The sequence below is a fragment of the Bacteroides sp. NSJ-39 genome (assembly GCF_014287315.1).
Classification (GTDB): Bacteria; Bacteroidota; Bacteroidia; order Bacteroidales; family Bacteroidaceae; genus Bacteroides; species Bacteroides finegoldii.
Map to the genome: position 1 here is coordinate 102721 of NZ_JACOOB010000013.1, position 26038 is coordinate 128758.

Consider the following 26038-nt stretch of genomic DNA (forward strand, 5'->3'; position numbering starts at 1 on the left):
GCCATTTAGGTTGTATTTTGATTACTACAACAATAAAACCCCTACTTTGGTTTGCAAATTTAATAAAAAATTAAATCTTTTCCTTGCGTTTTTCCATCTTTATTAATCATAGTTAAACAAAAACCGCCACCTTTTACTTAAAAAAGATGACGGTTTTAACAGTATTAAGAGAATTACACGTTATTCTTCTGTCTGCTTAGCTTCAAAATCCTTAATCAACTTATCCTGAACATCCGTCGGAACAAGCTCATAACTAGAGAACTTCATGATAAACGAAGCACGTCCGCCCGTGAGCGAGCTAAGAGCTGTAGAGTAAGACGACATTTCTTTCAGAGGTACTTTTGCAACCAGTTTCTCAAAGCCTTTCTCGCTACTCATACCCATAATCATGGCACGACGTCCCTGAAGGTCCCCCATCACATCGCCCATTCTGTCAGACGGCACAAATACTTCCACATCATAAATGGGTTCCAGAATTTTCGGACCGGCATTCTTGAAGGCTTCACTAAAGGCATTACGTCCGGCAAGCATAAAGGAGATTTCATTCGAATCTACCGGGTGCATCTTACCATCGTAAACAATAACGCGCACGTCACGAGCATACGAACCCGTCAACGGTCCTTGCTCCATACGAGACATGATACCTTTCATAATAGCAGGCAAGAAGCGGGCATCGATAGAACCACCGACGATACTGTTAACAAACACCAGTTTACCACCCCATTCCAATGGTATCTCTTCCGTGCCTCTCACGGTAATCTTAAATTCCTGTCCATTGAACTTATACGTTTCAGGCACAGGCATACCTTCTTTATAAGGTTCTACGATCAGGTGAACTTCACCAAACTGGCCGGCACCACCGGACTGTTTCTTATGACGATAGTCGGCACGGGCAGCCTTTGTAATCGTTTCACGATATGGAATCTTCGGTTCTTCATATTTTACCTGAAGTTTTTCGTTGTTTTCCAAACGCCATTTCAAGGTACGAAGATGGAATTCTCCCTGACCGTGTACCAAAGTCTGTTTCAGTTCTTTTGATTGCTCAATCACCCAGGTAGGATCTTCTTCGCGCATACGGTTCAGGATACTCATCATCTTTTCCACATCCGCTTCATTCACCGGCTTAATGGCACGGGTATATTTAGAGTTCGGATATTTGATAAAATTGAATTTGTAGTCACAATCCTTACCGTTCAGCGTATTACCGGTTTTCACGTCTTTCAGTTTCACGGCAGCACCGATATCACCGGCCTGCAATTCTTCCACCTTGACACGGTTACCACCGGCTACCACATAAATTTGCGCGATACGTTCCTTCGAACCACGGTCGGCATTCAGCAAATCGTCTCCCTCATGAACTTTACCGCTCATTACTTTAAAATAGGAAACTTCACCGATATGCGGTTCCACACTTGTCTTGAAGAAATAAAGAGATTCCGGTCCATTGGAGTCAGGAGCCACTTCTTTACCTTCCGTATTCTGTACCTTTGGCATTTCAGATACAAAAGGAACAACGTTTCCCAAGAATTCCATCAAGCGGCGAACGCCCATATCCTTACCTCCACAGACGCAGAATACAGGGAACATACCTCTGGCGATCAATCCCTTACGGATACCTTCACGCATTTCGTCTTCTGACAGGGAATCTTGCTCGAAGAATTTCTCCATCAGATTTTCATCATTCTCGGCAGCAGCTTCTACCAATGCTTTGTGCATTTCCATAGCCTTATCCATTTCTTCTGCCGGAATATCTTCGATTGCCGGAGCCCCTCCTTCGGGTTTCCACGAGTATTTCTTCATCAACAATACGTCGATCAGCGCATTAAAGCCCGGACCGGTAGCTATCGGATATTGGATGGGAACAACTTTAGAGCCGTATGCCTCTTTCAGCTGTTCGAGGATATTATCATAATCGCATTTTTCATTATCAAGCTGGTTGACTAGAAAAATAACAGGTTTATTCAGCTTTTCTGTATAACGGAAGTGATTTTGTGTACCGACTTCGACGCCGTATTGGCCATTGAGAAGGATAATTGCTGTGTCGGTCACATTTAGTGCAGTCACTGTGCTGCCTACGAAGTCGTCCGATCCCGGACAGTCAATAATATTAAGTTTTTTGTTATTCCATTCTACATGGAGAACGGTGGAGAAAACGGAGTAACCATACTCTTGTTCAACAGGGAAATAGTCGCTGACAGTATTTTTTGCGGCAACAGATCCGCGACGTTTTATAACACCACTCTCGAAAAGCATCGCTTCCACGAGAGTGGTTTTCCCAGAGCCAGAACTTCCCAACAAGGCAATGTTCTTGATTTCATTAGTCTGATATACTTTCATAATATATAAGATTTTAGTAATTACTCAGTATGTTTCTCACATACCATTAATTTTGTGATGCGCAAATTAGGGATTAATTGGGGGAAAAGCAATACTTATGGCAGTGTTACTAAACAATGTTATGTAACACATCTTTAACATGAACATTTTCGAAACGGGTTAAAAATTATTTTCGCATGGCTATAAACTAATTTCATAGTTGCAACGAGTAATCCGGCACGATGTTATTTTTAGTAGTTTTCCTTTCATACAATAGTTTCCCCGTTGCCTAATCAGTTTTCGTTTGACTTAAGTCAAGCGATAGTTTAACTTAAGTCATTCTATCGTTTGACTTAAGTCAAACGAAAACCCGGCTACAAGTTCGAATCTTATTTATAAAAGAAAAGATCTTAAATTCAGCATTGCAGGAAATTATCTTCTACTAATCGATGGGAAAATTATCTATTTAGCGTATTCCTGCCCCACTATAAATAATTTCCGTCAACAGCTTTTTTTTGATATATCTAATAATAGTCTTACTTTTACACCCACAAACCCAAACAGCATAACTATGGCAGGTATCTATCTTCATATTCCTTTTTGCAAAACGCGCTGCATCTACTGCGACTTCTACTCAACCACTCGCAGCGAACTCAAAACCCGTTATGTACAGGCTCTCTGCCGGGAGTTGACGATGCGTAAAGAATACCTGAAAGGAGAAGATATAGAAACTATTTATTTCGGTGGCGGAACCCCGTCTCAACTGGAAAAAGAGGATTTTGAACAGATATTTGATACCATCCGCGAGCACTACGGATTGAATCATTGTCAGGAAATCACTCTGGAAGCTAATCCGGATGATTTATCGCAGGAATATCTGGAAATGCTTTCCTCACTTCCTTTTAACCGCCTCAGCATGGGAATACAGACTTTTGATGACGCTACGCTCAAACTATTGAGACGCCGCCACAATGCCCGTACAGCCATCGAAGCAATTGACAGATGCCGGAAAGCCGGTTTCCAGAACATCAGTATCGACCTAATTTACGGATTGCCCGAAGAAACAAAAGAACGATGGGAAAACGATCTCCGTCAGGCTATCAGTCTGAATGTAGAACATATCTCCGCCTATCACTTGATTTATGAGGAAGATACACCTATATATAATATGTTAAAACAGCACCAGATATCCGAGGTAGACGAAGACTCCAGTTTAGAATTTTTCACATTACTGATAGAGCATTTGCAGAAAGCAGGATTTGAACACTATGAGATTTCCAATTTCTGCCGCCCCGGAAAATATTCCCGCCACAACACTTCCTATTGGAAAGGAATAGCTTATCTGGGATGCGGACCATCGGCACATTCTTTTGACGGAATGACACGGGAATGGAATGTGTCTTCAATCGACACCTATATAAAAGGTATAGAAGAAGACTGCCGTGCTTTCGAGACAGAGTATCTGGACCCAACCACCCGCTACAACGAATTTATTATCACTACCATACGTACCGTATGGGGAACACCTATAGAGAAACTGAAACAGATGTTCGGCAATGAAATGTGGGAGTATTGTCAAAAAATGGCTGCACCTTATCTGAAAAATGGTAAACTGGAGGAATACAACGGAGCTTTGCACCTGACGCGTGAAGGGATTTTTATTTCCGATAGCATAATGAGTGATTTACTTTGGGTAGACTAACCAAACAAACAAAAAGCCGATGACCAAATACCTACCAATGGCCACGAAAGAAATCGTAGAAGAGATTAGCCAAGATTTACATTTAATACTATCTTTGCAGCCAAAAAGCAGGCACTAACTATGTTTATCATTATTGGAATTATGCTGACAGGCATGCTTCTTGGCTACTTGTTACGCAGTAAAAGACTATCATGGATACACAAGATAATCACTCTCCTTATATGGATTCTTCTCTTTCTTCTCGGAATAGATGTAGGGGGTAATGAATCTATCATCAAAGGATTACACACTCTTGGGCTGGAAGCTGTTGTCATCACGGTAGCTGCGGTCATAGGAAGTACTCTATGCGCATGGGGGTTGTGGTACCTATTATATAGTAAAGGAAAGGAGACAAAAGCATGAAAGGTAGTTTGATTATTGTCTCTTTTTTCATTATCGGTACTCTTTGTGGAGTTTACCATCTTATCCCATACGACTTCACCGACAGTAAACTTAGTTACTATGCCCTCTGCGGACTCATGTTCTGCGTAGGTATCAGCATCGGTAACGATCCGAACACTCTGAAGAGTTTTCGGTCCCTGAATCCCCGGCTTGTATTTCTTCCTATCATGACAATACTCGGCACATTAGCAGGCTGCGCCATAGCGGGAGCTTTTATGAGCCAGCGAAGTCCTTTAGACTGTATGGCAGTTGGAGCCGGATTTGGTTATTACTCGCTCTCCAGCATATTTATCACCGAATACAAAGGTCCCGAATTGGGAACTATCGCATTACTTTCCAATATCATGCGTGAAATTATCGCTTTGCTGTGTGCACCCTTATTAGTGAAATATTTTGGAAAGCTAGCTCCTATTTCTGTTGGTGGAGCCACAACGATGGATACCACTCTTCCTATCATTACCCGATATTCGGGAAAGGAATTTGTAATCATTTCCATCTTCCATGGCTTTGTTGTCGATTTCAGCGTTCCGTTCCTAGTCACATTCCTTTGCTCAATATCATTTTAACAGCAATAAATCCCAAAATAGAGAAATACTCTACTATCGTTTTCGCACACGTATTACAAAAATGTTTCATAAAAAGGTATTTTTATATCAAAAAGCTGATCACCTCTTGACTTACATCAAGAAATCAGCCTAAAAAGAATCTTTTCCTTTTCTTTATTTTTATGCTATAAAACATATTCTTATATTTGCATAGGTAAAAAGAAAAAACTAAGCGCTTAGACAGTATTTTCAATAGGTATTAGATTTGTTTTTAGGAATAGTTTTTAGGTATAACAATTAAAAAAGTAGGTATTATGAAACGTTTAGGATTAACATTAGTGGCAGCACTCTGCCTTGCTGCTACAACATTTGCAGCCGGGAATCAGCCTACAACTGCAAAATGGGAAGGTAACATCAATGTAAGTAAACTAGGCAAATATTTAAAGTTAAACTCTGTTCAGAGCGAAGAAGTAGCCAATATTTGCGATTACTTCTCCGAACAGATGTCAAGAGCTACAACAGCGAAAAAAGATAAAGAAGCCAAATTGCGCAACGCTGTTTATGGCAACTTGAAACTGATGAGAAAGACTCTTAGTGCTGAACAGTACGCCAAGTATGCAGCATTGATGAATATCACTTTACAGAATAAAGGTATTGAACTGAATAAGTAAAATGATTAATATGTAAAAGAGAGAGAGGGTGGAAGCCGGTTGGCTTCCACTTTTTTTATACTATTATTTAATAGTCACCATCGTAGCCCCAAACCCATATTCCTGGAAAGAAGCATCCTGATAACGGCAATTACTATATTTCCGTTTCAATTCATCAATGACAGCCTTTCGAAGTACCCCATCCCCCTTGCCGTGAATAAAGACAATCTTCTGTTCACGCTTATTCTTATAAGTTTCCATCACTTCGCGAAACTTATCCAATTGATAATTCAGTATTTCAGCATTGCCCATCCCTTGAGTATCATCCAGCAAAGAATCGATATGAAGATCTATTTCAATAATTCCGCCCTTTCCACCATGAGTAGTATGGTTTGGTTTCACAATAGATTGTGACTTCGGTTTATCTACAGACTTCTTCTGCAACAAAGCCTTTTGAATCTCCTCCGCCGAAACATATACTTGTTTGGCAGGCATATCATCTTTCACAATGTCATAAATCAAAGCCGGTTCTTCAAAGAAATCAGAGTCGCTAAAGGTATGAAGCTTATAGAACTTCACGGTATCGATCCGTAACTCCACACTAACAGCCGGTTTGATAGCCGCAGGCTTACCGTCCTTGAAAGCGATCAACTGAACAGCCACCCGCTCCATGTCATTCAGTACATCTTTGGTGAACTCTTCCAACAGCAATTTTGTATTAGGCTCCACCAAACCGTGTGAACGGTTCTTCCATGCTTTTCCTTCTGCACTCAAATAAGTGTAATACAAATAATAATTGCTATCATTTACCAGATAAGTTTCAAAAGGAGTAGTCATCATCGCTTTTGCGTCTTCGGGCACATAAGCCAGAAATACATTCAAAGTATCTCCTCCACGCACTTCCGGCTGACGTTGAATAACAGGCATCTCCGGTTTTACCGGTTTAACAGGTTCTTCCGGTTTCGGCGCAGACGAACCGGGTTTACGCCTCATATTATAGTCATCTGTTTCAATCACGACACACTCGCGTATCGGCATTGGAATATCAAACCCATCTGCATCTTCCACCAACACAAAATCCTTTCCCTGGAATCCAGTTACGATTCCACCGCCTACCTCACTAAGAAAGCGTACTTTATCTCCTATTTTCATTATTGTATATCCAATTAAAATTCAAACTCAAAAAAACGAGTAACAAAGATAGAGATTTCTATGAAATTAAATGGAGATTCGGTTCTAAAAACAAACCGTCTACCTTTATTCCTCTTTTTATTGTAACTTTGCATACGAAATATCAAACAGATGATCTAAAATTCACCATTAACGACGAAAACCGATGAAAGAACTTATTAAAGTCATTGCTTTTGATGCAGACGATACCTTGTGGAGCAATGAACCTTTTTTCCAGGAAATAGAGAAACAATATACAGACCTATTAAAGCCTTATGGCACTTCTGAAGATATTTCAGCCGCTTTATTTCAAACAGAAATGAATAATCTGAAGTATCTCGGATATGGAGCCAAAGCTTTCACCATTTCTATGGTAGAGACAGCTTTGCATGTGAGTGGACAAAAGATTTCAGGAACAGACATCCAACATATTATTGAATTAGGCAAATCATTACTGAAAATGCCAATTGAACTATTGCCGGGAGTAAAAGAAACGCTTAAAGTATTGAAAGAGAAAGGAAAATACAAATTAGTAGTTGCCACTAAAGGAGACTTACTCGATCAGGAGAATAAGCTGGAACGTTCCGGATTAGCCTCTTATTTCGATCACATTGAAGTGATGTCCGATAAAACAGAGAAAGAATATCAACGAATGTTGAATATCTTACAGATTGCTCCTTCCGAATTTGTCATGATTGGCAATTCTCTGAAATCGGACATTCAACCTGTTCTATCGCTGGGAGGATATGGTATACATATTCCTTTTGAAGTGATGTGGAAACACGAAGTAGTAGACACATTCACACATGACCATCTGAAACAGGTGAAAAGATTTGATGAGTTGCTGCTTTTGTTTTAAATAAGTTCTGTTCTTTCTTCAGATAAGCTTCGAATCTGAAGAATGTGATAGCACATCATGTTCTATTTTTAAGATGATGAGTATAAATTGCATTCATAGGTTTCCTCTTCCAGCAGTTCTGTTATATAAAATAATGCAAGAATATACAGTTTCAGAGGAGTTTTTTTCAAAAAAACAATCGTTTTTTTGTAATCGGTTGGTAGATAAGACTTAAAGAGTAGAAAGTTCGGTAGCCGGTAGCGATTTGGTAGCTGTGCGGGTTTCGCTGCATTGCTTCGCTCTGCTCTTGGAACTGATGCAAATATAGGAATTTTGACCGAAAAAGGGAAATGTTTCGGGGATTTTTTATTTTTCGGGATTACCGGAAAAGCATAAAATCAGGAGGCGGTGCAAAAAACGAGGTTGCACCCGTGGTTTTACTCGAAGTGTAAAATGTTGATTTTCAGTGTGTATTTCTGTGGTGCAAGGTGCAGCTATATTTATATATATAGCTGCACCTTGCACCAGCCACACAGGGCTGTTTTGCGGCTTGCACCGATATTCTTTTAAGTTTCTGTAAATGAGTTGGTTTTGAGTTTTGGTGTTTGTTTCGGGGGAAAGGTGGGATGAACGGGATGTTCCGATAGGGCTTGGCGGCTTCGTGTTTGCCCTGCAAGGGCTTGGCAGGTGGGGTGGCTGGAATGTCGGGCTTAGGGCAGTCTTGGGGCTTTTATTCAATCCTTTGCCCTTTGCGGTCGATGTAATACCAATCATCGCTTTCCCAATAGTGGTATTCCCCATCCGAACCGGGAGCTTCTTCCAGTTCTCCCGTGTCGGTTACTTTCGCCTTCCCGTTCTCGAAAGGAAAGCCAAAAGCGAAGCGTGGTTCTACGAGGGTATTGCCATGCTCGTCCGCATATCCGATACGCCCTTTTTCATCGACGATGCGGTAAACGCCTTCCTGCACGGGGTCGTTGCCGTTGTCATACCGGTACGGGACATAGAGGCTTGCGGGATGGCTGTTGCCGGAGGATATGGCCGTGCAGCGGTCATGATAAAGGGTGAACAGCCGTATTTCAAGCAGGATGGCAAGGACTGCAAGCACCGTGCAGACAAGGAAACGGAGGCGATAGCGTTGCCGTACCGATACATGGAACGCCCCGTAATAGTCGTGCATCATGCGGTAACGCTCCTCGGTATAGATGCGCATATTCCTCCAGAGCAATACGGGGAACGGCAGTATCAGCGGGAAAAGCGTAAGGCGGTCGTCTGTTTCGTAAAGGAAGCGGACAGCCGGAGTGCCCAAGAACTGTAAAGCGATGGCGACAGGAAACAGGAGGCAGGCGAACTGGACCACACTGATGACCGCAAAACTACGATCCGGGAAGCCGTGCCGACAACTGCGCCACGCCCAATAAAAGAGGTGGTCGAAGAATCCGGGGAGCTTCGGCCGACTGGTTCTTTTATGTGGGGAGGCTTTCTTCATACGTTGCGGCTATATAGGTGCAAATAAAACGTATTTCTTCCAAACGGAAAAGATTTTTGCGGTGAAACTTTTTGAGTGATTGGACTTTTCACTATTTTTGCTTTGATGTATAACGGTTCGTCCGTAAGGTATGAATTTGGCTTTTTCTGTTATTGCTATGGAATGGTTCGATAAGATAAGCGAGTTTATGGAGGGTCTGCCGGAGTGGTTGCAGGCGCATCCGAGGTACGGCTACCTGATCGTGGCGGGAATCCTGCTGCTGTGGCTTGTGGGGATTGTCTGCGGATGGCGGTGGACGTACTCCCGTCCGGGAAGTTGGGAAGGGAATTTCTGGCTGGGTACGCTGGGTGAAAGGAGTTACCGTTTCTGGCTGGGGCTGATCGTTGCCGCCGCAACGGGATGCGCCCTGTTGCTGTTCTTCGTAACGGGATAAGCAAGCGGAAAACAAGGAAAGGAGGAAGCTATGTTCAAGGAACCGGCATACTGGATGTATTACTTCTGGAGCAAGAACAAATGTGCAAGGAAAGACAAGGCGGTTATCTCCAATGCCACGTGGACGATGGCAATCCTGTGGCTTCTTAACCTGATGGCTCTCCATCTTTTGTTCGAGGCATGGGGATGGGATATGCTGACGGGCTGGTTCTCTTCCCTGACGGACAAGGTGGAATGGAGCAGGTTCAACCCGGTTGCCTATCTGTTCGCCGCAGCGACGCTCGCTCCTTTTATCTGGATTGCCAGAAAGCTGTATTACCGTCCTGCGAAGCTGAAAGCGATGCAGGCGAAGTACGAGACAGTGGGCGAATACCGGAAATTGCTCGGTCAATGCCTGTTCTGGCTGTATGTTATCGGCAGTTTTGCATCGTTCTTCATTATAGCCGAACAAAAGAACCATTCCAAGGAGCAACCACTGATCGAAAGGTTGCAGGAGATACGGGACGGCAAATATCCCGTTGAAAAGACGCACTCACCAACCGGCGAATGACTTTCTTCCGGCTCCCCCTGCTTACTGTCATGCCGTTCTGCGGGTGGAACCGGTACAGCCTTTCTGTTTTTTCACGACTGAATATCCGAACCTATGGAGCAAAATCCGAATCTGTAATTCAAGGAAATATCGTGACCGATACGGGGTGTCGGCAGGACATCTATTGCAAACAATTTGTAATTTCGTGTAAGATTTGTATTATTTAATATCGTGTTGAAACAAAATGAAACAGAATCTTACACTAATTCTAATGAATGAAGCCGTCCGGGAGGGATGGCGGGAATGGATGGAAAAGGTACGCAGGGTATTGCCGCAAACGGATGCGGAGCGTCCGGTGACATGGATTGCGGCGGAACGGCTCGCACGGGAGAACGGACGGATGGTGCGGCTGGTGGAGCTGCTGCGGGAACACTGCCCCGTACTTTCGTGCCGGGTAAAGGAGGAAGCCGGGCTGCTGATACTGGTCGCCTATCACCGCCACGGAAGCTCGTCAGACTTCCTGCTGGAAACGGCGGAGGCGTATTTCCGGGAGAAGGACTGCAGAGGATTCCTGTTCCTCTGCCGGATGCAGGCAAGCATCAACGCCTACGACGAATACCCGCACCTGAACGTGCTCTGCAACCGTCTGGCGGGACTGCTGTTCCGCTTCCGCCGTGAACGGGCGTCCGAGTACCGCAAGGGCATACCGCCGATGTTCGGCAAGGCGGACTTGCAGGAGGTGGAAAAGTACCTGCCGCACCTGCGGGGCTGCTCGTTCCGGGAAGAAATCGCACTGGCTCTGCCCAAGGTGAAGAACGTGGAGGAACTGGCACGGGAATGCGCCATGTCGGTCAATACGCTGGGACGGCGTTTCAAGGAGGAGCTGAACACCACTCCGCACCGCTGGCTGACGGAACAGCGGAAAGCGCACGTAACCTCCCTGCTGGCGGACACGGACATGCCCCTTCAAGAGATTGCCGACGTGTGCGGCTTCGCCACTCCGAGCTACCTGTGGGACTTCTGCAAGAAGCACCTGAAGGCTACTCCTGCCGAAATCCGTGAAATCGCCCGGTGCGCCCGTACAGTTTAGCCTCCCTTTTCCAGCCCTGCCGTGAAAAACCGACCGTCCGGGGTCGATTGGCGGACAATCCGAATCCGGCGGTGAGGATTCAGAACGTCCGTTTCCCTGCCGTCCGCTAACTTTGCGCCCTTATAAACAACATGAAACAAGATTTATATGGAAGAATATTTTAACGGGCTGCTGAAGGAGGTGGATCAGCGCATGGCGACCACAGCCCCCGGCATGGACGGCAAGGAGGTGATAGGCGTCTGCCGTGAGATGGTCTCGTACCTGAAAGGCAAGAACCGGGAACTGAAGGAGTACGCCCTCGCCCATCCGTTCGCCGGGGACGCGAAGGAGATCCTCTACTTCAAGTATTACAAACCCGCCCTGACGGGCAGGCTGCTGTACTATTACCGGGTGTACCAGATAGAGAGCGGCTGCCCCGCCTGCCTGCGTGTCGCCGAACCGTACTACCGCAAGGCGATGGAGCGTGCCGAGCGGATGATGGAACGCTACCTGCCCTTTTACCAGTATTATCACAGCGGGGCGACGTACCGGGACAGCTACTATTTCCTGCGGGCGAAGGGCGAGCTAAGCCCCGAGAGCGGCAGCTTCGTGCTGGACGAGGAGGCGGAGTTCTCCACGGGCTACGACATACTGGCGGCACGGCTGATCTCGGTGGAGATGCTGCTGGTACACTTGAGCCGCCGGATGGAGCGTGCGGCGCAGGGGACGGAGACGGAAGCCGTGCCGGAGAAGGAACACCGCTGGACGAACACGAAGGTTGCCGCCATACTGCTCGTCTATGGCATACACGTGACGGGAAGCGTGGACGAGGGCAACGCCGAGATCGGCGAGCTGGCTGCGCTGTTCGAGAAGCATTTCCACGTGGATCTGGGCAACGTGTACCACGCTTTCGGCAGGCTGCGGGGGCAACAGAACCCGACGGCGTTCTTGGACGAGATGAAGGAGAGGCTGCTGAAAAAGATGCGGGACATGGATAGCCGGTAGCAAGTTGGCAACGGGGCGGCAGAGACGGCAGGACACGGGAAGGGAGCGTCCGAAGGGCTGGAAAGAGCCTTCCGGACGCTCTTTTTTACCCCGTCTCGGTCCTTTTTACCGCCCGGAACGGCGGCAAGGGCGAAAATGCGCCCCGAAAAAAAATCTTTGCCAAGGTGCTGGTATAGTGGCAGGAAAAACCGGCGAATCGGGCGACATTTGCGGCAGAAACCTAAAAATGAGTACGACAATGGAAATAATGACCATCGAGAGCAACGCCTACCGCCTGCTCGTGGAGAAGATCGAGAAGATAACCGCCTACGTGGAGGAATCCCGGAACCGGGAGGAAACGGAGCGCAAACGGAAAGAGGAAGCGGAAAGCCCTGTGACCAAGGGACGGAAAGCCGACCCGAAGTGGATGACGCACAAGGAGGTGTGCGAGGCGCTGGACATCAGCCACCGCACCCTGCAACGCTACCGCCAGAAGAACATCGTCCCCTATTCGATGATCGGGCGGCAGATACGCTATCCCCGGCAGGCTGTCGAGAGCCTGCGTGAGCGGTGGATGGTGGAGACGCCCGCCGCCAAGATCGACCGGATGATAGCGGAACATCCCCTGCATAACCGAAAAAACGGAAGCTATGGTAAGAAAGGAAGAAGTGCTGGCAAGAACCAGTAACGGGCTGGACGTGTTCCGCCACTACCTGCCCGTGAAGTGGCGGGTGGGCAGGAACTTCCTGAACCCGCTGTACGCCGACAGCAAGGCTTCGTGCAACGTGTATTACGACCGCCGGAGCGGTACGTACCGGATGAAGGACTTCGGCAACGGGGACTATTCGGGAGACTGCTTCTTCCTCGTGGCGAAGCTGAAAGGGCTGGACTGCCGGAACGCCGCCGACTTCGTGGAGGTGCTGCACACCATCGACCGGGAGCTGTGCCTCGGACTGGACGGGGACAGCCCGACCGACGGGACGGTGGGAACCGGGGGCTGTCGGAGATTGCGGCTCGTGCCGGGCGCAAGGGGCGGCGGTGCCGGGGAAGCCGGAACGGACACGGAAGAGGCGGCTGTGTCCGCCGACCGTCCCGAACCGAAGCCCTACCGGGCGGCGGAGAAGCCCTTCACCGAGGGGGAGCTTGTCTACTGGGGCGCATCGGGCATCACCGTGGAGGTGCTGCGCCGCTACGGGACGGTATCGCTCGCCGAGTACCGGGGCGAGACGAGGGAGGGCAAGGCGTTCGGCTTCAGTTCCACCCCGGCGGAACCGATGTTCGGGTACAGGGGGAAATGGGGCGTGAAGGTCTATCGCCCGATGTCGGAGGTGCGCTTCGTCTATGGCGGGCACACGGGCGACAACTACTGCTTCGGGCTGGAGCAACTGCCCTCGAAGGGCGACCTGCTCTTCCTCACGGGCGGCGAGAAGGACGTGCTGACGCTGGCGGCGCACGGCTTCCACGCCATCTGCTTCAACTCGGAGACCTCGGTCATCCCGGCGAAGACCGTGCGCAAGCTGGTCTATCGCTTCAAGCACATCGTGCTGCTGTACGACACGGACAAGACGGGGCTGGAATGCTCGGAGAAGCACCGTGCGCAACTGGCGGAGTACGGGGTGAAACGGCTGGTGCTGCCATTGTCGGGGACGAAGGCGGAGAAGGACGTGACGGACTACTTCAAAGCCGGGCACACGAGGGAGGAGCTGATGGGGCTGTTCCTGAAACTGCTCGACACGCTGTACGGGGACACGCTGGCGATGCTGAAATCGTGCGAGATCGACTATGACCACCCGCCCGAACAGGCGGTCGCCATCGTTACCGCCGGGGACGTGCCGTTAGGCTCGGAAGAGAACATCCTCTGCATCACGGGCGGTGAAGGGACGGGCAAGAGCAACTACACCGCCGCACTGGTCGCCGGGGCGATCATGGAACGGGAGACGGACGCCGATCTCTTGGGGGTGCGGGTGGAACCGAACCGCAAGGGGCGTGCGGTGCTGCTCTACGACACGGAACAGAGCGAGCAACAGCTCCACAAGAACACGGGGCGGCTGCTGCGCCGTGCCGGGCGTGAGCGGATGCCGGAGTATCTGCACGTGTACTGCCTGACGGGGATGTCGAGAAGCGAGCGGTTGACCGCCATCGTGCAGAGCATGGACCGGTACCACTACCTGCACGGGGGCATCCATCTGGTCGTCATCGACGGGGTGGCGGACCTGATCCGCTGCGCCAACGACGAGGCGGAGAGCGTGGCGCTGATTGACGAGATCTACCGGCTGGCGGGAATCTACCGCACGTGTATCGCCGCCGTGGTGCATTTCGTGCCGAACGGACTGAAGCTGCGGGGACACCTCGGCAGCGAGCTGCAACGCAAGTCCGCCGCCATCCTCTCCATCGAGAAGGACGAGAACCCGGAGGTGTCGGTGGTGAAGGCGTTGAAGGTCAGGGACGGCAGCCCGCTGGACATTCCGCTGATGCAGTTCAGATGGGACAAGCAAGCCGGGATGCCCGTCTATGTGGGCGAGAAGCCGAGGGCGGAGAAAGAGAAGCGCAAGGAGAAGGAGCTGGCGGAGATGGCACGGGAGGCGTTCGCCCGGCAGGAGAAGTACGGCTACATCGAACTGTGCGAGCTGATACAGGAGATGCTGGAAGTGAAGGAACGGACGGCGAAAGGCTACATCCGCTATATGCGGGAAAAGGAAATCATCGAAAAGGAGGGCGACTGCTATGTACACGGACAGGGAAGAGTTTGAGGGCTGGATGGAGCGCATCATGGAACGCTTCGACCGGACGGAGAAATTGCTGGAAAGGGTGCTGAAGAAGAACAACACGCTCGACGGCGAGGAGGTGCTGGACAACCAAGACCTGTGCCTGCTGCTGAAGGTGGGCATCCGCACGCTGCAACGCTACCGTGCCATCGGGGTGCTGCCGTACTTCACCATCAGCGGCAAGGTGTTCTACCGCACGAAGGACGTACACGAGTTCATCCGCACCCGTTTCGCCGACGTGGAGGAACGGGCTGCGAAACGCAAGGAGAAGGAAGCTAGGAAAGAGGAAAGGCGCAGGAAAAGGGGGCTGTTCCCGTGAGAATGACATTTTTCTGACGGTGCTTTTAGTGGATGAAGCCCTGCCGGATCGTGAGATTAGGCGGGGCTATTGTTTTGTTATTCGGGAAGTTTCCGTATCTTTGTTCGCACGAAGACAGAAGGCGGTGCTTTCGGGCACGCCCGCTGTCGTGACATAGAAGATTCATGCCCGGCTTGGAAACAGGCAGGGATTGATATACATATTGTACGTTCGCTGAACGTCTTGGAATAGAAAACTGGTAATTTTTGACAAACAGGACGGATGGTGTAATGCACATGCTGTATGCTTATACGGCGTGCGCTTACCTATTCTGTTTGTCGGGTATACCAGTGCCTCTATTCCGGAATAGCGTGAGTTCACGCTGTTCTTTTGGGTGCGAGGCGGACATAATCCTTAAAAACACATTGATATGAAACAGATTACCTTGCACGTGTACCAATCCATTGACGGTTGTCCGGTCAGATCGGACAAGTATTTCGATGCGGCGGTGGACGCCTCCGGCTGCGTGCTGATCGACGAAGAGACCTACCTGCGCATTTACCTGAACCATCTAGGCTGGCCGCTCACGGCAAAAGAGACTTTGGTCGTGACGGACGGCTGTATTGACCTGACGGAGAAGGAACGGGTGCGGTTTGTTACAGGGGATGCGGCAGCGGAACTGCGGGGAATAAAAGCGGACGGCGAAGGTACGGTAACGGCTTACGGAGCGGAAACCGGGGCTTTGCTCTTGGATAACGGGCTGGCGGACGAAATCGTGGTGATAACCGTGCCGGTGCTGGTCGGCGGCGGCGAGAAGGCACTGGAGTGCGGGCTGAACGACGGCAGGACGTGGATCGTGCGGTCGAGCAAGGTATTGGAGGACGGGAAAATCCGGACGGTGTACGGAAGGGTATGCCCATGAAATGCAAAAAGCCACTGAAAAGTGGCTTGGGTCATTCAGGAAAGGATGACGGGTTATAAAAAAACGACCCGCCGATTTGAGCATTATCAAGAGGCTTGGCAGGTTCTACTGGCGCAAAGATAACGAAAATATCCTGAATGGCAAAGAAATATTAAATTTAGGCAACGGTGTTGCCTATTTCCAAATATCCTCGCTTTCCCAATCGGACGGAAATCCCATCGCTGCCGTATCTATATTAGGATAGGCAGCCAACAAGGTTTTCAGCTTGTCCTTGAAACTGTTATTAGGCGATACGGTATAAAGGAAATAACGTATCATGCAGATACGGTAATACATCCTGCGCTTGTCTGTCCGGGAAGAGTCAATCCAACCGTATTTTGTCCTGCGTGGTTCCGTGGTGATGGTCGCCAGTTCCCTGTTCCATGTCCGACAATGGTGGCAACACATATTGCGCAAGCCAGCCAGAATGACAATCCATGAACTGAACACCGGGACTTGCAAACCGAAATGTTGGGCGACACGTTTTTTTATCACATTATCTTTCAGGTTCGTGTAAATCCTGCAAAGCAATCCTAACGGCAGAATTTCAGCAATCATCCATGCAGGCGGATAATCGTCCGTATAAGCGGAACGGAAATGGAGTATAAAGTCTTCCTTTGATTTTTTCAATTCCGCATCTATCGTGTCCTGTGTGTATCGGAAACTCTGCATATTGAAAAAATATGCAGGGTTGGTAATCCAAAACAAATCGTTAAAATATTCGCTGACCGCATTGGTTATGCAACTGCGGATAGCCACTTCTATCTTCTCTATCTCGTTAAAGAGCAACAACCTTAGTTTGCGGTCGAAACGATACATGTTCAACGCCTGCACGAAAGTTGCCCCCGGCTTGTACAGATGTTGTTCCTTTGGGAACTTCAACAACGGATAGAAGTAAGCACTTAGACGGAAATAACCGATATTGTAAATATATCCGGCGGCTTTTTCCTCGTCCGCTATTAACAAACCTCTATTCTTTAAAAGGACAATATGCTGTTGTGGGGAGTAGAATGTTTTGGTAAACAGTTGTTTCATAGGTGTATATAAAAAAACGACCCGCCTATTTGAGCATTGTTAAGAGGCTTGGCAGGTTCTATTGGTTGCAAATATAGAACTTATCTCTTAAACTACAAAATATATCCGGAAATAATTTTGTGATAAGTGCGACATTGCCGCACTTATTTACCTGTATTGCCGGGATTACGGGTACAAGACCTTGAAATCCCGAGGGCTGCCGCCGTCTGTCAAGCCGTCCTGCCGGAGCCGCCGGAGGGTCTCGGCTGCCGATCCGCTGCCGAAGTTGCGGACACAGTACAGGCGGGAGAAGCGGAAGCGGCGGAGGTGGACGAGCAGGTGCTCCACGGTGAAGACGCCCAGCTCCCGGCACGCCCGGACGATGCGCTGCGACAAGCCGAAGGTGTCGAGCGGGGTGTCGAGCAGGCGGCGGAGCCTGCCCGGTCTGCCGGGCTTGCCCCGCTGTTGCGCCACGTCCTCGTAGATGGTGGCGACCCGGTTGCGGCTGAACAGGGCGGCAAGGGATGCGCCGTCGATCATCAGGATGCCGTCGAAACGGGCGTAGGCGATGTGGTTGCCGTTCATCCAGAGGGTGATGCGCAGCTCGTCCGTGCCGCAGAGCCGGGCGGCTTCCGCCACGGTGATCCAACCGATGCCGTTCATCGCCTGCGCTCCTTTCCTTTGGGCTTGTCCGTGCGGGGCGGGAACCCGTACACGGTGCGGAAGTCCTTGTCGAAGGTGAGGTACGCATCGAAGGGCTTACCCTCCCTGCTCCTGAATCCTTTGATAAGGGATGTTTTGCCTTTGGTTACAAGGTCGGCAATCTGGCTGTCGGTGAGCTGCTTTTCCCCCTTGTTGCGGAAGACGGTCAGGGAGCAATCGACGTTGCTGCACTTGGCGACCTTCGGGTAAAGGAGGATGCGACCGGAACGGCACTTGGGGCACGGGATATGTCCGCCGTCCGCTACGGACACCTGCACTTGCAGGAGTTCTTCGGTAATCTGGGCGGCATAGACCTCGATGCCCTTGCGGAAGGTGTCGGGATTCATCTCCCCGCTCTCGATCTTGGCAAGGGCGGTCTCCCACTGCCCGGTCATCTCGACATCGGCGATGCGCTTGTCCTTCACTATCTGATACACGGCAAGCCCCTTGTCGGTCGGCACGAGGCTCTTCTTCTCCCGGCGCACGTAGTCACGGGCAAAGAGGGTCTCGATGATGGAGGCACGGGTGGCGGGCGTGCCGATACCGTTCCCTTTCAGGCTGTCCCGCAGCTCGTCGTCCCGCAACTCCCTGCCGCAATGCTCCATCGCCGAAAGGAGGCTGCTCTCGGTGTGCAGGGGACGGGGCTTGGTCTGTTTCTCCACGCACTCCGCCGATTGCAGGGGGAAAGACTCGCCGGGCTGCAAGGGCGGCAAAGCGGCTGTACCCTCGTCGTCCTCGTCCCGCTCGTTCCGCACGGCACGCCATCCGGCAGACCTGATGACCGTCCCCTTGGCGGTGAACACGCTGTTCCCCGCCGTGAAAGAGACGGTGGTAACGTCCTTGAGGCAACGGGCGGAGAAGGCTTCGAGCAGGCGGGCGGCTACCATGTCGTACACCGTGCGCTCGTCGGCGGACAGTTCGCCGGGCAGACACTCGGTGATGATGAGCGCATGGTGGTCGGTAACTTTCCCCACATCCACGCTGCGGCGGTTGAGCGAAGCTCCTTTCAGGGCGGCGGCATGGGCGGCGAAAGCCGGGTACCGCTCCAGCAGGGCGATGCGGTCGGGTATCTCGTCGAACACATCGTCCGAGAGGTAACGGGAGCCGGTACGGGGGTAGCTCAACACCTTCTTCTCGTAAAGCGACTGGGCGACGGAGAGGGTCTTGTCCGCCGAGAAGCCGTACCTGCCGTTCGCCTCTTTCTGCAAGGCGGTCAGGTCGTAGAGCAAGGGAGGCTCTTGGCTCACTTCCCTGCGCTGCACGTCGGAAACCTGCACCGTCCCCGTTGCGGTTACAGCGGCGAGGGCGGCGTTTGCCGCCGGAAGGGTTTCGTAACGCAATTCAGAGATGGCGGCGAAGGGCGTGCCGTCCTTTTCCGCCGTGACCTTCAGCAGGAAATAGGTCTGCGGGGTGAAATCCCTGTTCTCCAGATAACGGGAGCAGATCATCATCAAGGTGGGCGTCTGCACCCGTCCGAGGGAGTAGATGCCCTGCCCGGCGGCGATGCTGAGAGCTTGGGTGGCGTTCAGCCCTATCTCCCAGTCGGCGATGGCACGGGCTTCGGCGGCACGGTAGAGGTTGTCGTAGTCGCTGCCGGGCTTGAGGTTATCCAGCCCCTCCCGGATGGCACGGTCGGTCAGCGAGGAGATCCAGAGGCGCAGGCAGGGCTTGCGGCAGCCAAGGTAATTGTAGATGTACCGATGAATGGCTTCGCCCTCACGCCCGGCATCGGTCGCCACGACGATACGGTCGGAACGGTCGAAAACCTCCTTGATGACCTTCAACTGTTTGAGCACGCCGGGGTCGGGCTTGTATTCCTTGCCCTCCCGTATCTGGCGGGGGATGTACTTGAACTCCTGCGGCAGAATGGGCAGGTTCTCACGCCGGAAGCCCGTGTAGCCGTATGCTTCGGGCATGGCGAGCTGGACAAGATGGCCGAACGCCCAGGTAACGAGGTAGCCGTTACCTGAGAGGTAGCCATCGTGCCGCTCTTTTACCCCCAGCACGGCAGCCACGCTTGCCGCCACGCTCGGTTTTTCACATAAGATACAAACTGTCATGTCGTTAAAAATTTAATGGTTTGACAAAAGTTATCCCGCCGCTCGGACGGGATAACCGGGTAATTCATTTACAGAATGGCGGGGGAAATCAGCGGCGGACACCCCGGCTGCGCTTGGGCTTGTCGGGCTGCTCCTGCTTCTGTGCCTGTTTCCGGTCCTCTTTCTGCTCCTGCCTGCGCTCCTGTTGCTGTTTCTGCTCCCCGGTGGGGCGCTGCTGTGCGGATTGCAGGGCTTCTTTCAGGTTGCGGGTCGCCTCGACGGTCTTGCCCTCGGAATTGACCGCCACCTGCACCTCGTTCTCCACGGCGGGCTTGACACGCCCCTCTTCGAGCGCCGCCTTGTAGTCCTTGGGGAACATGAAGGCGGGCTTCTCGCCGGGCTTCCATGTGATGTAGCCTTGGTAGGCTTTTCCTTTCTTGTCCACCAAGCCGGAGACCTTGACCGTTCCCCCGGCTTCGAGTTCGAGGCGGGACTTCTCGGTAAGCTCCTGCTTGCGGAAGGTCTTCGGCACCTCCTGATTGGCGGTCTGTTTCAGGTTCGCCTTGTACGCATCCATCGCCAGCCTGCCCCGGTCGCCGAAGAGAAATTCGAGCTGCATCTTGGCTGCGCTGAACTGCACGGGAGCCGGATAAACCTTGGGTTGCTCCCCCTCCTTGGCTCTGGAAAGGAACTGGCAGACCACCGCCTCGCCCTGTTTGAGCCGGGCTATCTCGTCCGGGGTAAAGGTATGCCCGTTCTTCTCCGCCGGGATATTGACCTTGGAGAGCGGGAAGGCGACCAGCTCGTTGGTCTTGAGATTGCGGCTGACAAGGGCTTCGACCTGCTCGCCCGCCCGGTTGGTGACAGTCGCCGGGTGTCCCATGTTGCCCGTCTGCCGGAGCACCTGCCTGTCGGAGTCGGTGATGTCGTAGCCGAAGAACTGCTTCTGCATCTTCTCCGGGTTGAGGATGCCGTGGCTGCACACGGTCAGCCTGCCGTCCGTGCCGGGCTTGAGCGAGAGCTGGCTGTCGTTGCTGTGCGAGATGCCGTCGAAGTGGAAATGCACCCGGACGGTCTTGTCGGTCTGGAAGCCCCGGAGCATCTGGTCGAGCATCCCGTTGCCTTCGATCTGCTCCCGCTGCACGCCGAGGGCGGCGAGGCTGTTCCAGTCGATGTCCTCCGGGCGGTACTTGTACTGCGGGTTCTGTTCGGTCTGCCCGGCGGACTGCTGCGGCGCACTCTCCGGCTGTTGCTGCTGCCCGGCTTGGGTCTGCTGCTGCGCCTGCACGGGCGGCTGCACCTCGTACTGCGCAACGAGCGGCTCGCCCGTCTTGACGGACTGGCTCTCCCGTTGCCGGAAATCGGCGGCTACCCGCTGCACCTCCTCTTCCGGCACACGGAAGAAGTGGAAGCGGGTCGGATCTTTCAACTGGTTCCAGAGGTTGGAAAAGAAATTTGAAAACATATCGCCGTGGCGATCCACCCGCAGGAGGTCGTTGTTGTCCTCCAGTGGGTTCTTGGTCTGTAACTCGCCGTCTTTTACTCCGCTGACGGCTTGGAGCGTGCCTTTCTCGTCCATGACGAGCAGGATGTCCATCAACTGCTGGCTGCTGTCCGGTCGTTCGTCCATAATCTAATGTTTTTAAATGGTGAATACTATTGGTTCTCAAACGAAACCGGGCGTAAATATAGAGGGAGAAACACGGGGAACGTGCGAGTCCGGGGCGGGCTGTCCGCACTTGTCGTCCGGTTCGCAGGTTTGTCGCAGCCCTTTCCTGTGAAAAATACCAAAAAATCATGCCCCGCACGCATTTTTCTCCTCCGGGAAACGGCGATAATTCGTTGTTTTCTCTATATTTGTAAAATATGGGTAATGAGGGACACGGTCTGTCATTGCCACCCATGCGATGCGTATGAAAGTCTATCAGAGCAAACCGAGAATAACGCTTTCACCTGCCATCCGTGACGGGCAGAAATACGTGGAAGTGGAGTTCGACGAGGACGATGCCATCCGGCTGTCGCTGTCGAAAGAGAAGGGCGTGCGGTTCGAGGGGGACAGAGCCTACCTGCCGGAAGAAGGCTTCGACCTGTCCGGCTTTTTCGACCGCCATGTGGAAACGGCGTATATCAATTACTCCGCCCTGAAAAACACCTTGCCCAAGAAAAACGGGAAAACCAGCCCCGCCATCCCGCCCGGCTATGCCGAAACGCTGCGACAACTGCGATACAGCGAGCATACCGTCCGTGCGTACACCACTTACTTCAAGGAGTTCCAGCAATACTTTGCGGGAAGAAACCTCCGCTACATCCGACCGGAAGAAATCAACGCCTACATCGTGCACCTGATTGACACACGGGGGATCTCGTCGTGCCAACAGAACCTGCGCATCAACTCGATCAAGTTTTATTTCGAGAAGGTGCTGGGATTGGAACGGAAATGTTACGAGGTAAAGCGAGCCAAACGGGAACGGACGCTGCCCGACGTGCTGAGCAAGGAGGAGATAAAATCCATCCTTGACGCAACCGGTCCGGACATCCGGCTGTTCTGCATGTTCTCGCTGCTCTACTCCGCCGGGTTGAGAATCAGCGAGCTGCTGGACTTGAAGCCCCACGACATCAACGTGAGCCGTTCGCTGATACGGGTACGGCAGGGCAAAGGGAGGAAAGACCGCTACACGCTGCTGTCGAAGCCCCTTGTCAGGAAAGCTGACCGAGTACACCAAGCTATACAAGCCGCAGGAATGGCTGTTCGAGCGGTACAAGGGTGAGCCGTTTACGGAGAGCATCGTGTCGAAGAAGCTGAAAGAGGCGGCGAAGGAAGCCGGAATCACCAAGCGGGTGTACCCCCACCTGTTGCGGCACTCGTTCGCCACGCATCTGATCGAGCAAGGCACGGACTTGAAAATCGTGAAAGAGCTGTTGGGGCACAACCAACTGAAAACGACAGAAATGTACGTGCATATAGCCGACACTTTCAAGAGCAGCATCCGCACTCCATTGGATGATATTCTTGAAAGTGATAACGAGATAGTTAAATAAGAAAATAACAGCGAAAACCGCTGATAATTACATGTTACTAACAAGGAAAAAATAATATGTGTCAATACAAATCAATATGCAATCCTATAATAGAGCTTACAACACTTTTACAGAGTTGTGGCTTCACAATAGAAAAACAAGAACTTAAAGATTGGCATTTCAATGAGTTTGAGATTGTGATGAAAGGAAAGAAATTACAACTTCCAATGATAGATATAGAAGGTATAGAACAACATAGCGACAATATATATTGTTGCAAATGTCATTGGTCTGTTGTAAAACTAATAATGAATTGACACAATAAAATGTTAGTAACAAGCGGCTTAACCTCCCCTGAAAGGTCGGTTAGCCACCAAACATTATCGGCTCAATAAAATGTTCAATTTTTAATTGGAAGAAAAATGAATACTAAAACAAATGATTTAAAAGAAGTTATCAAAAGATGGATTGTCAATATTGATAAAACAGAAGAATTGCCTTCTGATATTGTGGCTTTGAGCTTTAATCTTTATGAACCTTATGGCTTAGAAATGGTCGGTTCTACTTGGTTTGATGAAAAGGATGAAGATTGGGCATGTGATGAAAGTTTTGAACCAACTCAAAGAAGTTGTCCTAATTTTGAAATTTCAGACAAACTAAAATGGGAAGAAGTGTTAGAAATAGTTGTAGCTATTCTTAAAGACTTACTCAATGAACTTGCTGACTTAAATATTTTTAGAGTAGAACATATCGCAGTTGGATTTGTAGATGGTGATTTGATTATCATTAAATAATCAATATGCCGATAACACGCACCGCAATCGCCTAAACGGTGATTAGCTGCCGAACATTAGTCATGTACTATAAAACAGAAATGAAGATAATAAAACTATATAAGGTGATTAGTTCTGATGAAGTCATATTATTTGATATGGATTTCATTAGAAAACTGTTAACTACCTACGATAATTATGTTTCAGCTACATGGTTAAATGAATCCGTAAGTCATATCGAAATCAATTATTCGGGTAGAGCGTGGAAAACAATAAATAGTTTCTTCCATTATTTATCACAACACAATAAGGAGATTGTTGATTTATCCGCAGCTTCTAAAAACGAAAGCACTTCTTTGTTTTATACTAATGAATTGCTTAATCAAATCAAACCGGAGTGCTGTGGATTGATAGAACTGATAATTGAAACAAACAATCAGAATATGGAAAATTTATATTCATTGATAAAAAGCATTTATGATTTTTATCATTTTGATTATGGATATTGTTTTAATCTAAAGAAAAATCAAGATTTGTTTTCTGAAGTAATAGATAAAAAATCTTTTATCACTTCTTTATTTTCTGTTACAAGACGAGTCACTTCGGTGCAAATTGAAGCAACTAAGCGAAGAAGGGAGGTTTTGTTACAAGTTAAACAAGGTGTTATCCCGCAGATTTATGAGATAAATATATGGAATAATAAACAGTTAGAACAAGCAATAAAAGAAAAGTTGTTTATCAACAAAACGAGAAAATTGAATAATAATTTAAATATAGTTGAATGTCGGACATGACTAACAAACAGCAATCCGACTGAAAAGCGGAACGCTGCCGAACATTATGTGCCACAAAAAAAGAAAATGAGAATATGAAACAAGAATTTGAAGGTTTTGATTTTACAAACTTTTGGGATGATAATTACTATGCCCGCAAGGAGTATATCAGTGATGCCCCAACTGATGAATTGATAGCTGATGTAGAGAAAGAATTAGGATACAAGTTGCCAGCTTCCTATATATGGCTGATGAAGCAGCATAATGGAGGCATCCCTTTCAATACATGCTTCCCTACTGATTCACCCACAAATTGGGCTGAAGACCATATTGCTATAACTGGCATTTACGGTATAGGTAGGGAAAAGGACTATTCACTATGTGGAGAAATTGGCAGTCAGTTTATGATTGATGAATGGGGATATCCGGAAATAGGTGTGGCTATTTGTGACTGTCCGAGTGCTGGGCATGATATGATTTTCTTGGATTATCGAGAATGTGGTCCATTCGGAGAACCAAAAGTTGTGCATATCGATCAGGAATCAGATTTCAAAATAACTACATTAGCAGAAAATTTTGAGGATTTTATACGAGGGCTTGAAAATGCTGAGAAATATGAGGAATAGTAAAGTAAGGCACATAACAAGCGGATGAATCTCCCTAACGGTCGATTATCTGCCGGACATTATCGGTCAAAATTTCAAATTGCAAATATGGATAATAAACTTCAATCATTCACAAAAGTCTTATTAAAAGAACAATATGATGAGTTTCTGAAAATGATTCAGTTGTTCAATGTAGATAAGAGAACCTTTATCCTCAAACATAGGAAAATGTTTGAAAAAGGATGGTACGATATAGACTCTGATGATAATGAATTAAGTGAAGTGGATATTATGCTTTGTTTTGCTATAACTTCTCGTAGAATGGCAGTTATTGATTGGAGTGGTGAGGAATATCCCGGGCAGGTTAAGCGATCCATTACGATGATGTTGAAACATTATGGAATAGAACATTTCTTATGGAACACTAAGAAATTTGAGGCGTCTTTGGATTGGGAGAAAATTCACCGTGGGGATTATTTGCCTTTGTTATTTCGAGATATGAATATGCAACTTAACAAAGACGGATATGCCATTGTATTTTGTGACACAAAATCAGATTGCTTTCGCTATGCAATATTACCAATTTCCGAGTTCGTTCAATTTGAAAATACAGAATTAGGGGATTATCTGACTATCATTAGTCCTAAAATCTACAATATATATCTTGTCGATAAAGGAAATGAATTTCCTAAAATTATGCTGTATTTAAAAAAGAAATTTTCTGTTCCATTGAGTGAAATTAAGGAATTTTGTTCAAAAGATAAAATTCTACTTGGAATAGGAAACTCTATAATCGTGGATGAATACCGAAAAGAAATTGAAAAACTTGGAGGAAAGATTGAAGTAGAAGAAAATAGACCGATAACAAACAGCAAACCGACTGAATAAGCGGAACGCTGCCAAACATTATCGGTAAATCCAAGAATTA

At 49.1% G+C, this 26038-nt stretch carries 24 protein-coding genes and 1 pseudogene; 18 read left to right on the forward strand and 7 right to left on the reverse strand.

All coding sequences use genetic code 11. The features are described from left to right. Window positions 1-180 precede the first annotated feature (180 nt). Complete coding sequence (locus H8S63_RS14550) at window positions 181-2337, reverse strand: translation factor GTPase family protein (RefSeq protein WP_186927211.1); 2157 nt, start codon at window positions 2335-2337, stop codon at window positions 181-183. Window positions 2338-2887: 550 nt separating this feature from the next. Here H8S63_RS14550 and hemW point away from each other — a divergent pair. The 4 genes from hemW (at window position 2888) to H8S63_RS14570 (ending at window position 5675) form a co-directional block, all read left to right on the forward strand. Beyond that, window positions 2888-4018, forward strand: a complete 1131-nt coding sequence (hemW, locus tag H8S63_RS14555; RefSeq protein ID WP_186927212.1) for a radical SAM family heme chaperone HemW — start codon at window positions 2888-2890, stop codon at window positions 4016-4018. Between the two features lie 120 nt (window positions 4019-4138). Beyond that, on the forward strand, window positions 4139-4420 hold the full coding sequence (locus H8S63_RS14560; RefSeq protein WP_004321999.1) for a LysO family transporter: 282 nt from the start codon (window positions 4139-4141) through the stop codon (window positions 4418-4420). Then, window positions 4417-5025, forward strand: a complete 609-nt coding sequence (locus H8S63_RS14565) for a lysine exporter LysO family protein (RefSeq protein ID WP_004307956.1) — start codon at window positions 4417-4419, stop codon at window positions 5023-5025. The genes H8S63_RS14560 and H8S63_RS14565 overlap by 4 nt, the downstream gene beginning before the upstream one ends. A gap of 293 nt (window positions 5026-5318) precedes the next feature. Next, window positions 5319-5675 (forward strand): hypothetical protein, encoded by a 357-nt coding sequence (locus H8S63_RS14570; protein ID WP_186927213.1) that lies wholly within the window; start codon window positions 5319-5321, stop codon window positions 5673-5675. 63 nt (window positions 5676-5738) lie between these two features. Here the strand turns inward: H8S63_RS14570 and H8S63_RS14575 are convergent, their stop codons facing one another. Further along, the gene (locus tag H8S63_RS14575) at window positions 5739-6806 is read right to left on the reverse strand and encodes a DUF2027 domain-containing protein (protein WP_186927214.1); all 1068 of its coding nucleotides are present in this window, start codon (window positions 6804-6806) and stop codon (window positions 5739-5741) included. 184 nt (window positions 6807-6990) lie between these two features. Between H8S63_RS14575 and H8S63_RS14580 the strand changes: the two genes are divergently transcribed. After that, window positions 6991-7683, forward strand: a complete 693-nt coding sequence (locus H8S63_RS14580; RefSeq protein WP_004316267.1) for an HAD family hydrolase — start codon at window positions 6991-6993, stop codon at window positions 7681-7683. 709 nt (window positions 7684-8392) lie between these two features. Here H8S63_RS14580 and H8S63_RS14585 read toward each other — a convergent pair. After that, window positions 8393-9148, reverse strand: a complete 756-nt coding sequence (locus tag H8S63_RS14585) for a WG repeat-containing protein (protein WP_118430200.1) — start codon at window positions 9146-9148, stop codon at window positions 8393-8395. A 130-nt stretch (window positions 9149-9278) separates the two neighbouring features. Here H8S63_RS14585 and H8S63_RS14590 point away from each other — a divergent pair, with 130 nt between their 5' ends. The 8 genes from H8S63_RS14590 to H8S63_RS14625 all read left to right on the forward strand — a co-directional run bounded on the left by H8S63_RS14590 (window position 9279) and on the right by H8S63_RS14625 (window position 16147). Further along, entirely contained in the window at window positions 9279-9581 is a 303-nt protein-coding gene (locus H8S63_RS14590; RefSeq protein WP_008627610.1) for an immunity 17 family protein, read from the forward strand. A gap of 30 nt (window positions 9582-9611) precedes the next feature. Next, the gene (locus H8S63_RS14595) at window positions 9612-10130 is read left to right on the forward strand and encodes a hypothetical protein (RefSeq protein ID WP_186927215.1); all 519 of its coding nucleotides are present in this window, start codon (window positions 9612-9614) and stop codon (window positions 10128-10130) included. A gap of 223 nt (window positions 10131-10353) precedes the next feature. Further along, a complete protein-coding gene (locus H8S63_RS20390; RefSeq protein WP_009040051.1) occupies window positions 10354-11199 on the forward strand; it encodes an AraC family transcriptional regulator in 846 nt (281 codons plus the stop codon). 147 nt (window positions 11200-11346) lie between these two features. Then, window positions 11347-12183, forward strand: a complete 837-nt coding sequence (locus tag H8S63_RS14605; RefSeq protein WP_004327325.1) for an RteC domain-containing protein — start codon at window positions 11347-11349, stop codon at window positions 12181-12183. A gap of 238 nt (window positions 12184-12421) precedes the next feature. Next, entirely contained in the window at window positions 12422-12850 is a 429-nt protein-coding gene (locus tag H8S63_RS14610) for a helix-turn-helix domain-containing protein (RefSeq protein ID WP_032581435.1), read from the forward strand. Beyond that, complete coding sequence (locus H8S63_RS14615) at window positions 12813-14912, forward strand: bifunctional DNA primase/helicase (RefSeq protein WP_117515176.1); 2100 nt, start codon at window positions 12813-12815, stop codon at window positions 14910-14912. Before H8S63_RS14610 ends, H8S63_RS14615 begins: the two co-directional genes overlap by 38 nt. Beyond that, entirely contained in the window at window positions 14887-15246 is a 360-nt protein-coding gene (locus H8S63_RS14620) for a helix-turn-helix domain-containing protein (protein WP_004327328.1), read from the forward strand. The genes H8S63_RS14615 and H8S63_RS14620 overlap by 26 nt, the downstream gene beginning before the upstream one ends. Before the next feature lie 409 nt (window positions 15247-15655). Beyond that, window positions 15656-16147, forward strand: a complete 492-nt coding sequence (locus tag H8S63_RS14625) for a dihydrofolate reductase family protein (protein WP_117912760.1) — start codon at window positions 15656-15658, stop codon at window positions 16145-16147. Between the two features lie 174 nt (window positions 16148-16321). Here the strand turns inward: H8S63_RS14625 and H8S63_RS14630 are convergent, their stop codons facing one another. From H8S63_RS14630 to H8S63_RS14645, 4 genes are all read right to left on the reverse strand, one after another. Then, window positions 16322-17221 (reverse strand): Abi family protein, encoded by a 900-nt coding sequence (locus H8S63_RS14630; RefSeq protein ID WP_009017655.1) that lies wholly within the window; start codon window positions 17219-17221, stop codon window positions 16322-16324. A 165-nt stretch (window positions 17222-17386) separates the two neighbouring features. After that, on the reverse strand, window positions 17387-17863 hold the full coding sequence (locus H8S63_RS14635; protein ID WP_008627641.1) for a hypothetical protein: 477 nt from the start codon (window positions 17861-17863) through the stop codon (window positions 17387-17389). Then, window positions 17860-19962, reverse strand: coding sequence for a type IA DNA topoisomerase (locus tag H8S63_RS14640; protein WP_121955959.1), 2103 nt, complete (start codon window positions 19960-19962; stop codon window positions 17860-17862). Before H8S63_RS14640 ends, H8S63_RS14635 begins: the two co-directional genes overlap by 4 nt. Window positions 19963-20050: 88 nt before the next feature. Beyond that, a complete protein-coding gene (locus tag H8S63_RS14645; protein ID WP_118430362.1) occupies window positions 20051-21571 on the reverse strand; it encodes a DUF4099 domain-containing protein in 1521 nt (506 codons plus the stop codon). Window positions 21572-21848: 277 nt separating this feature from the next. Between H8S63_RS14645 and H8S63_RS14650 the strand changes: the two are divergent. The 5 genes and pseudogenes from H8S63_RS14650 (at window position 21849) to H8S63_RS14670 (ending at window position 25998) form a co-directional block, all read left to right on the forward strand. After that, window positions 21849-22980: pseudogene (locus H8S63_RS14650) on the forward strand (tyrosine-type recombinase/integrase). 401 nt (window positions 22981-23381) lie between these two features. After that, entirely contained in the window at window positions 23382-23753 is a 372-nt protein-coding gene (locus H8S63_RS14655) for a hypothetical protein (protein WP_118430375.1), read from the forward strand. Between the two features lie 80 nt (window positions 23754-23833). Next, the gene (locus H8S63_RS14660) at window positions 23834-24526 is read left to right on the forward strand and encodes a hypothetical protein (RefSeq protein WP_121955962.1); all 693 of its coding nucleotides are present in this window, start codon (window positions 23834-23836) and stop codon (window positions 24524-24526) included. 74 nt (window positions 24527-24600) lie between these two features. Further along, window positions 24601-25131: an SMI1/KNR4 family protein gene (locus H8S63_RS14665; protein WP_004295476.1), complete on the forward strand. Its 531-nt coding sequence runs from the start codon at window positions 24601-24603 to the stop codon at window positions 25129-25131. 87 nt (window positions 25132-25218) lie between these two features. Beyond that, the gene (locus tag H8S63_RS14670; RefSeq protein ID WP_055168134.1) at window positions 25219-25998 is read left to right on the forward strand and encodes a hypothetical protein; all 780 of its coding nucleotides are present in this window, start codon (window positions 25219-25221) and stop codon (window positions 25996-25998) included. Window positions 25999-26038: the final 40 nt, after the last annotated feature.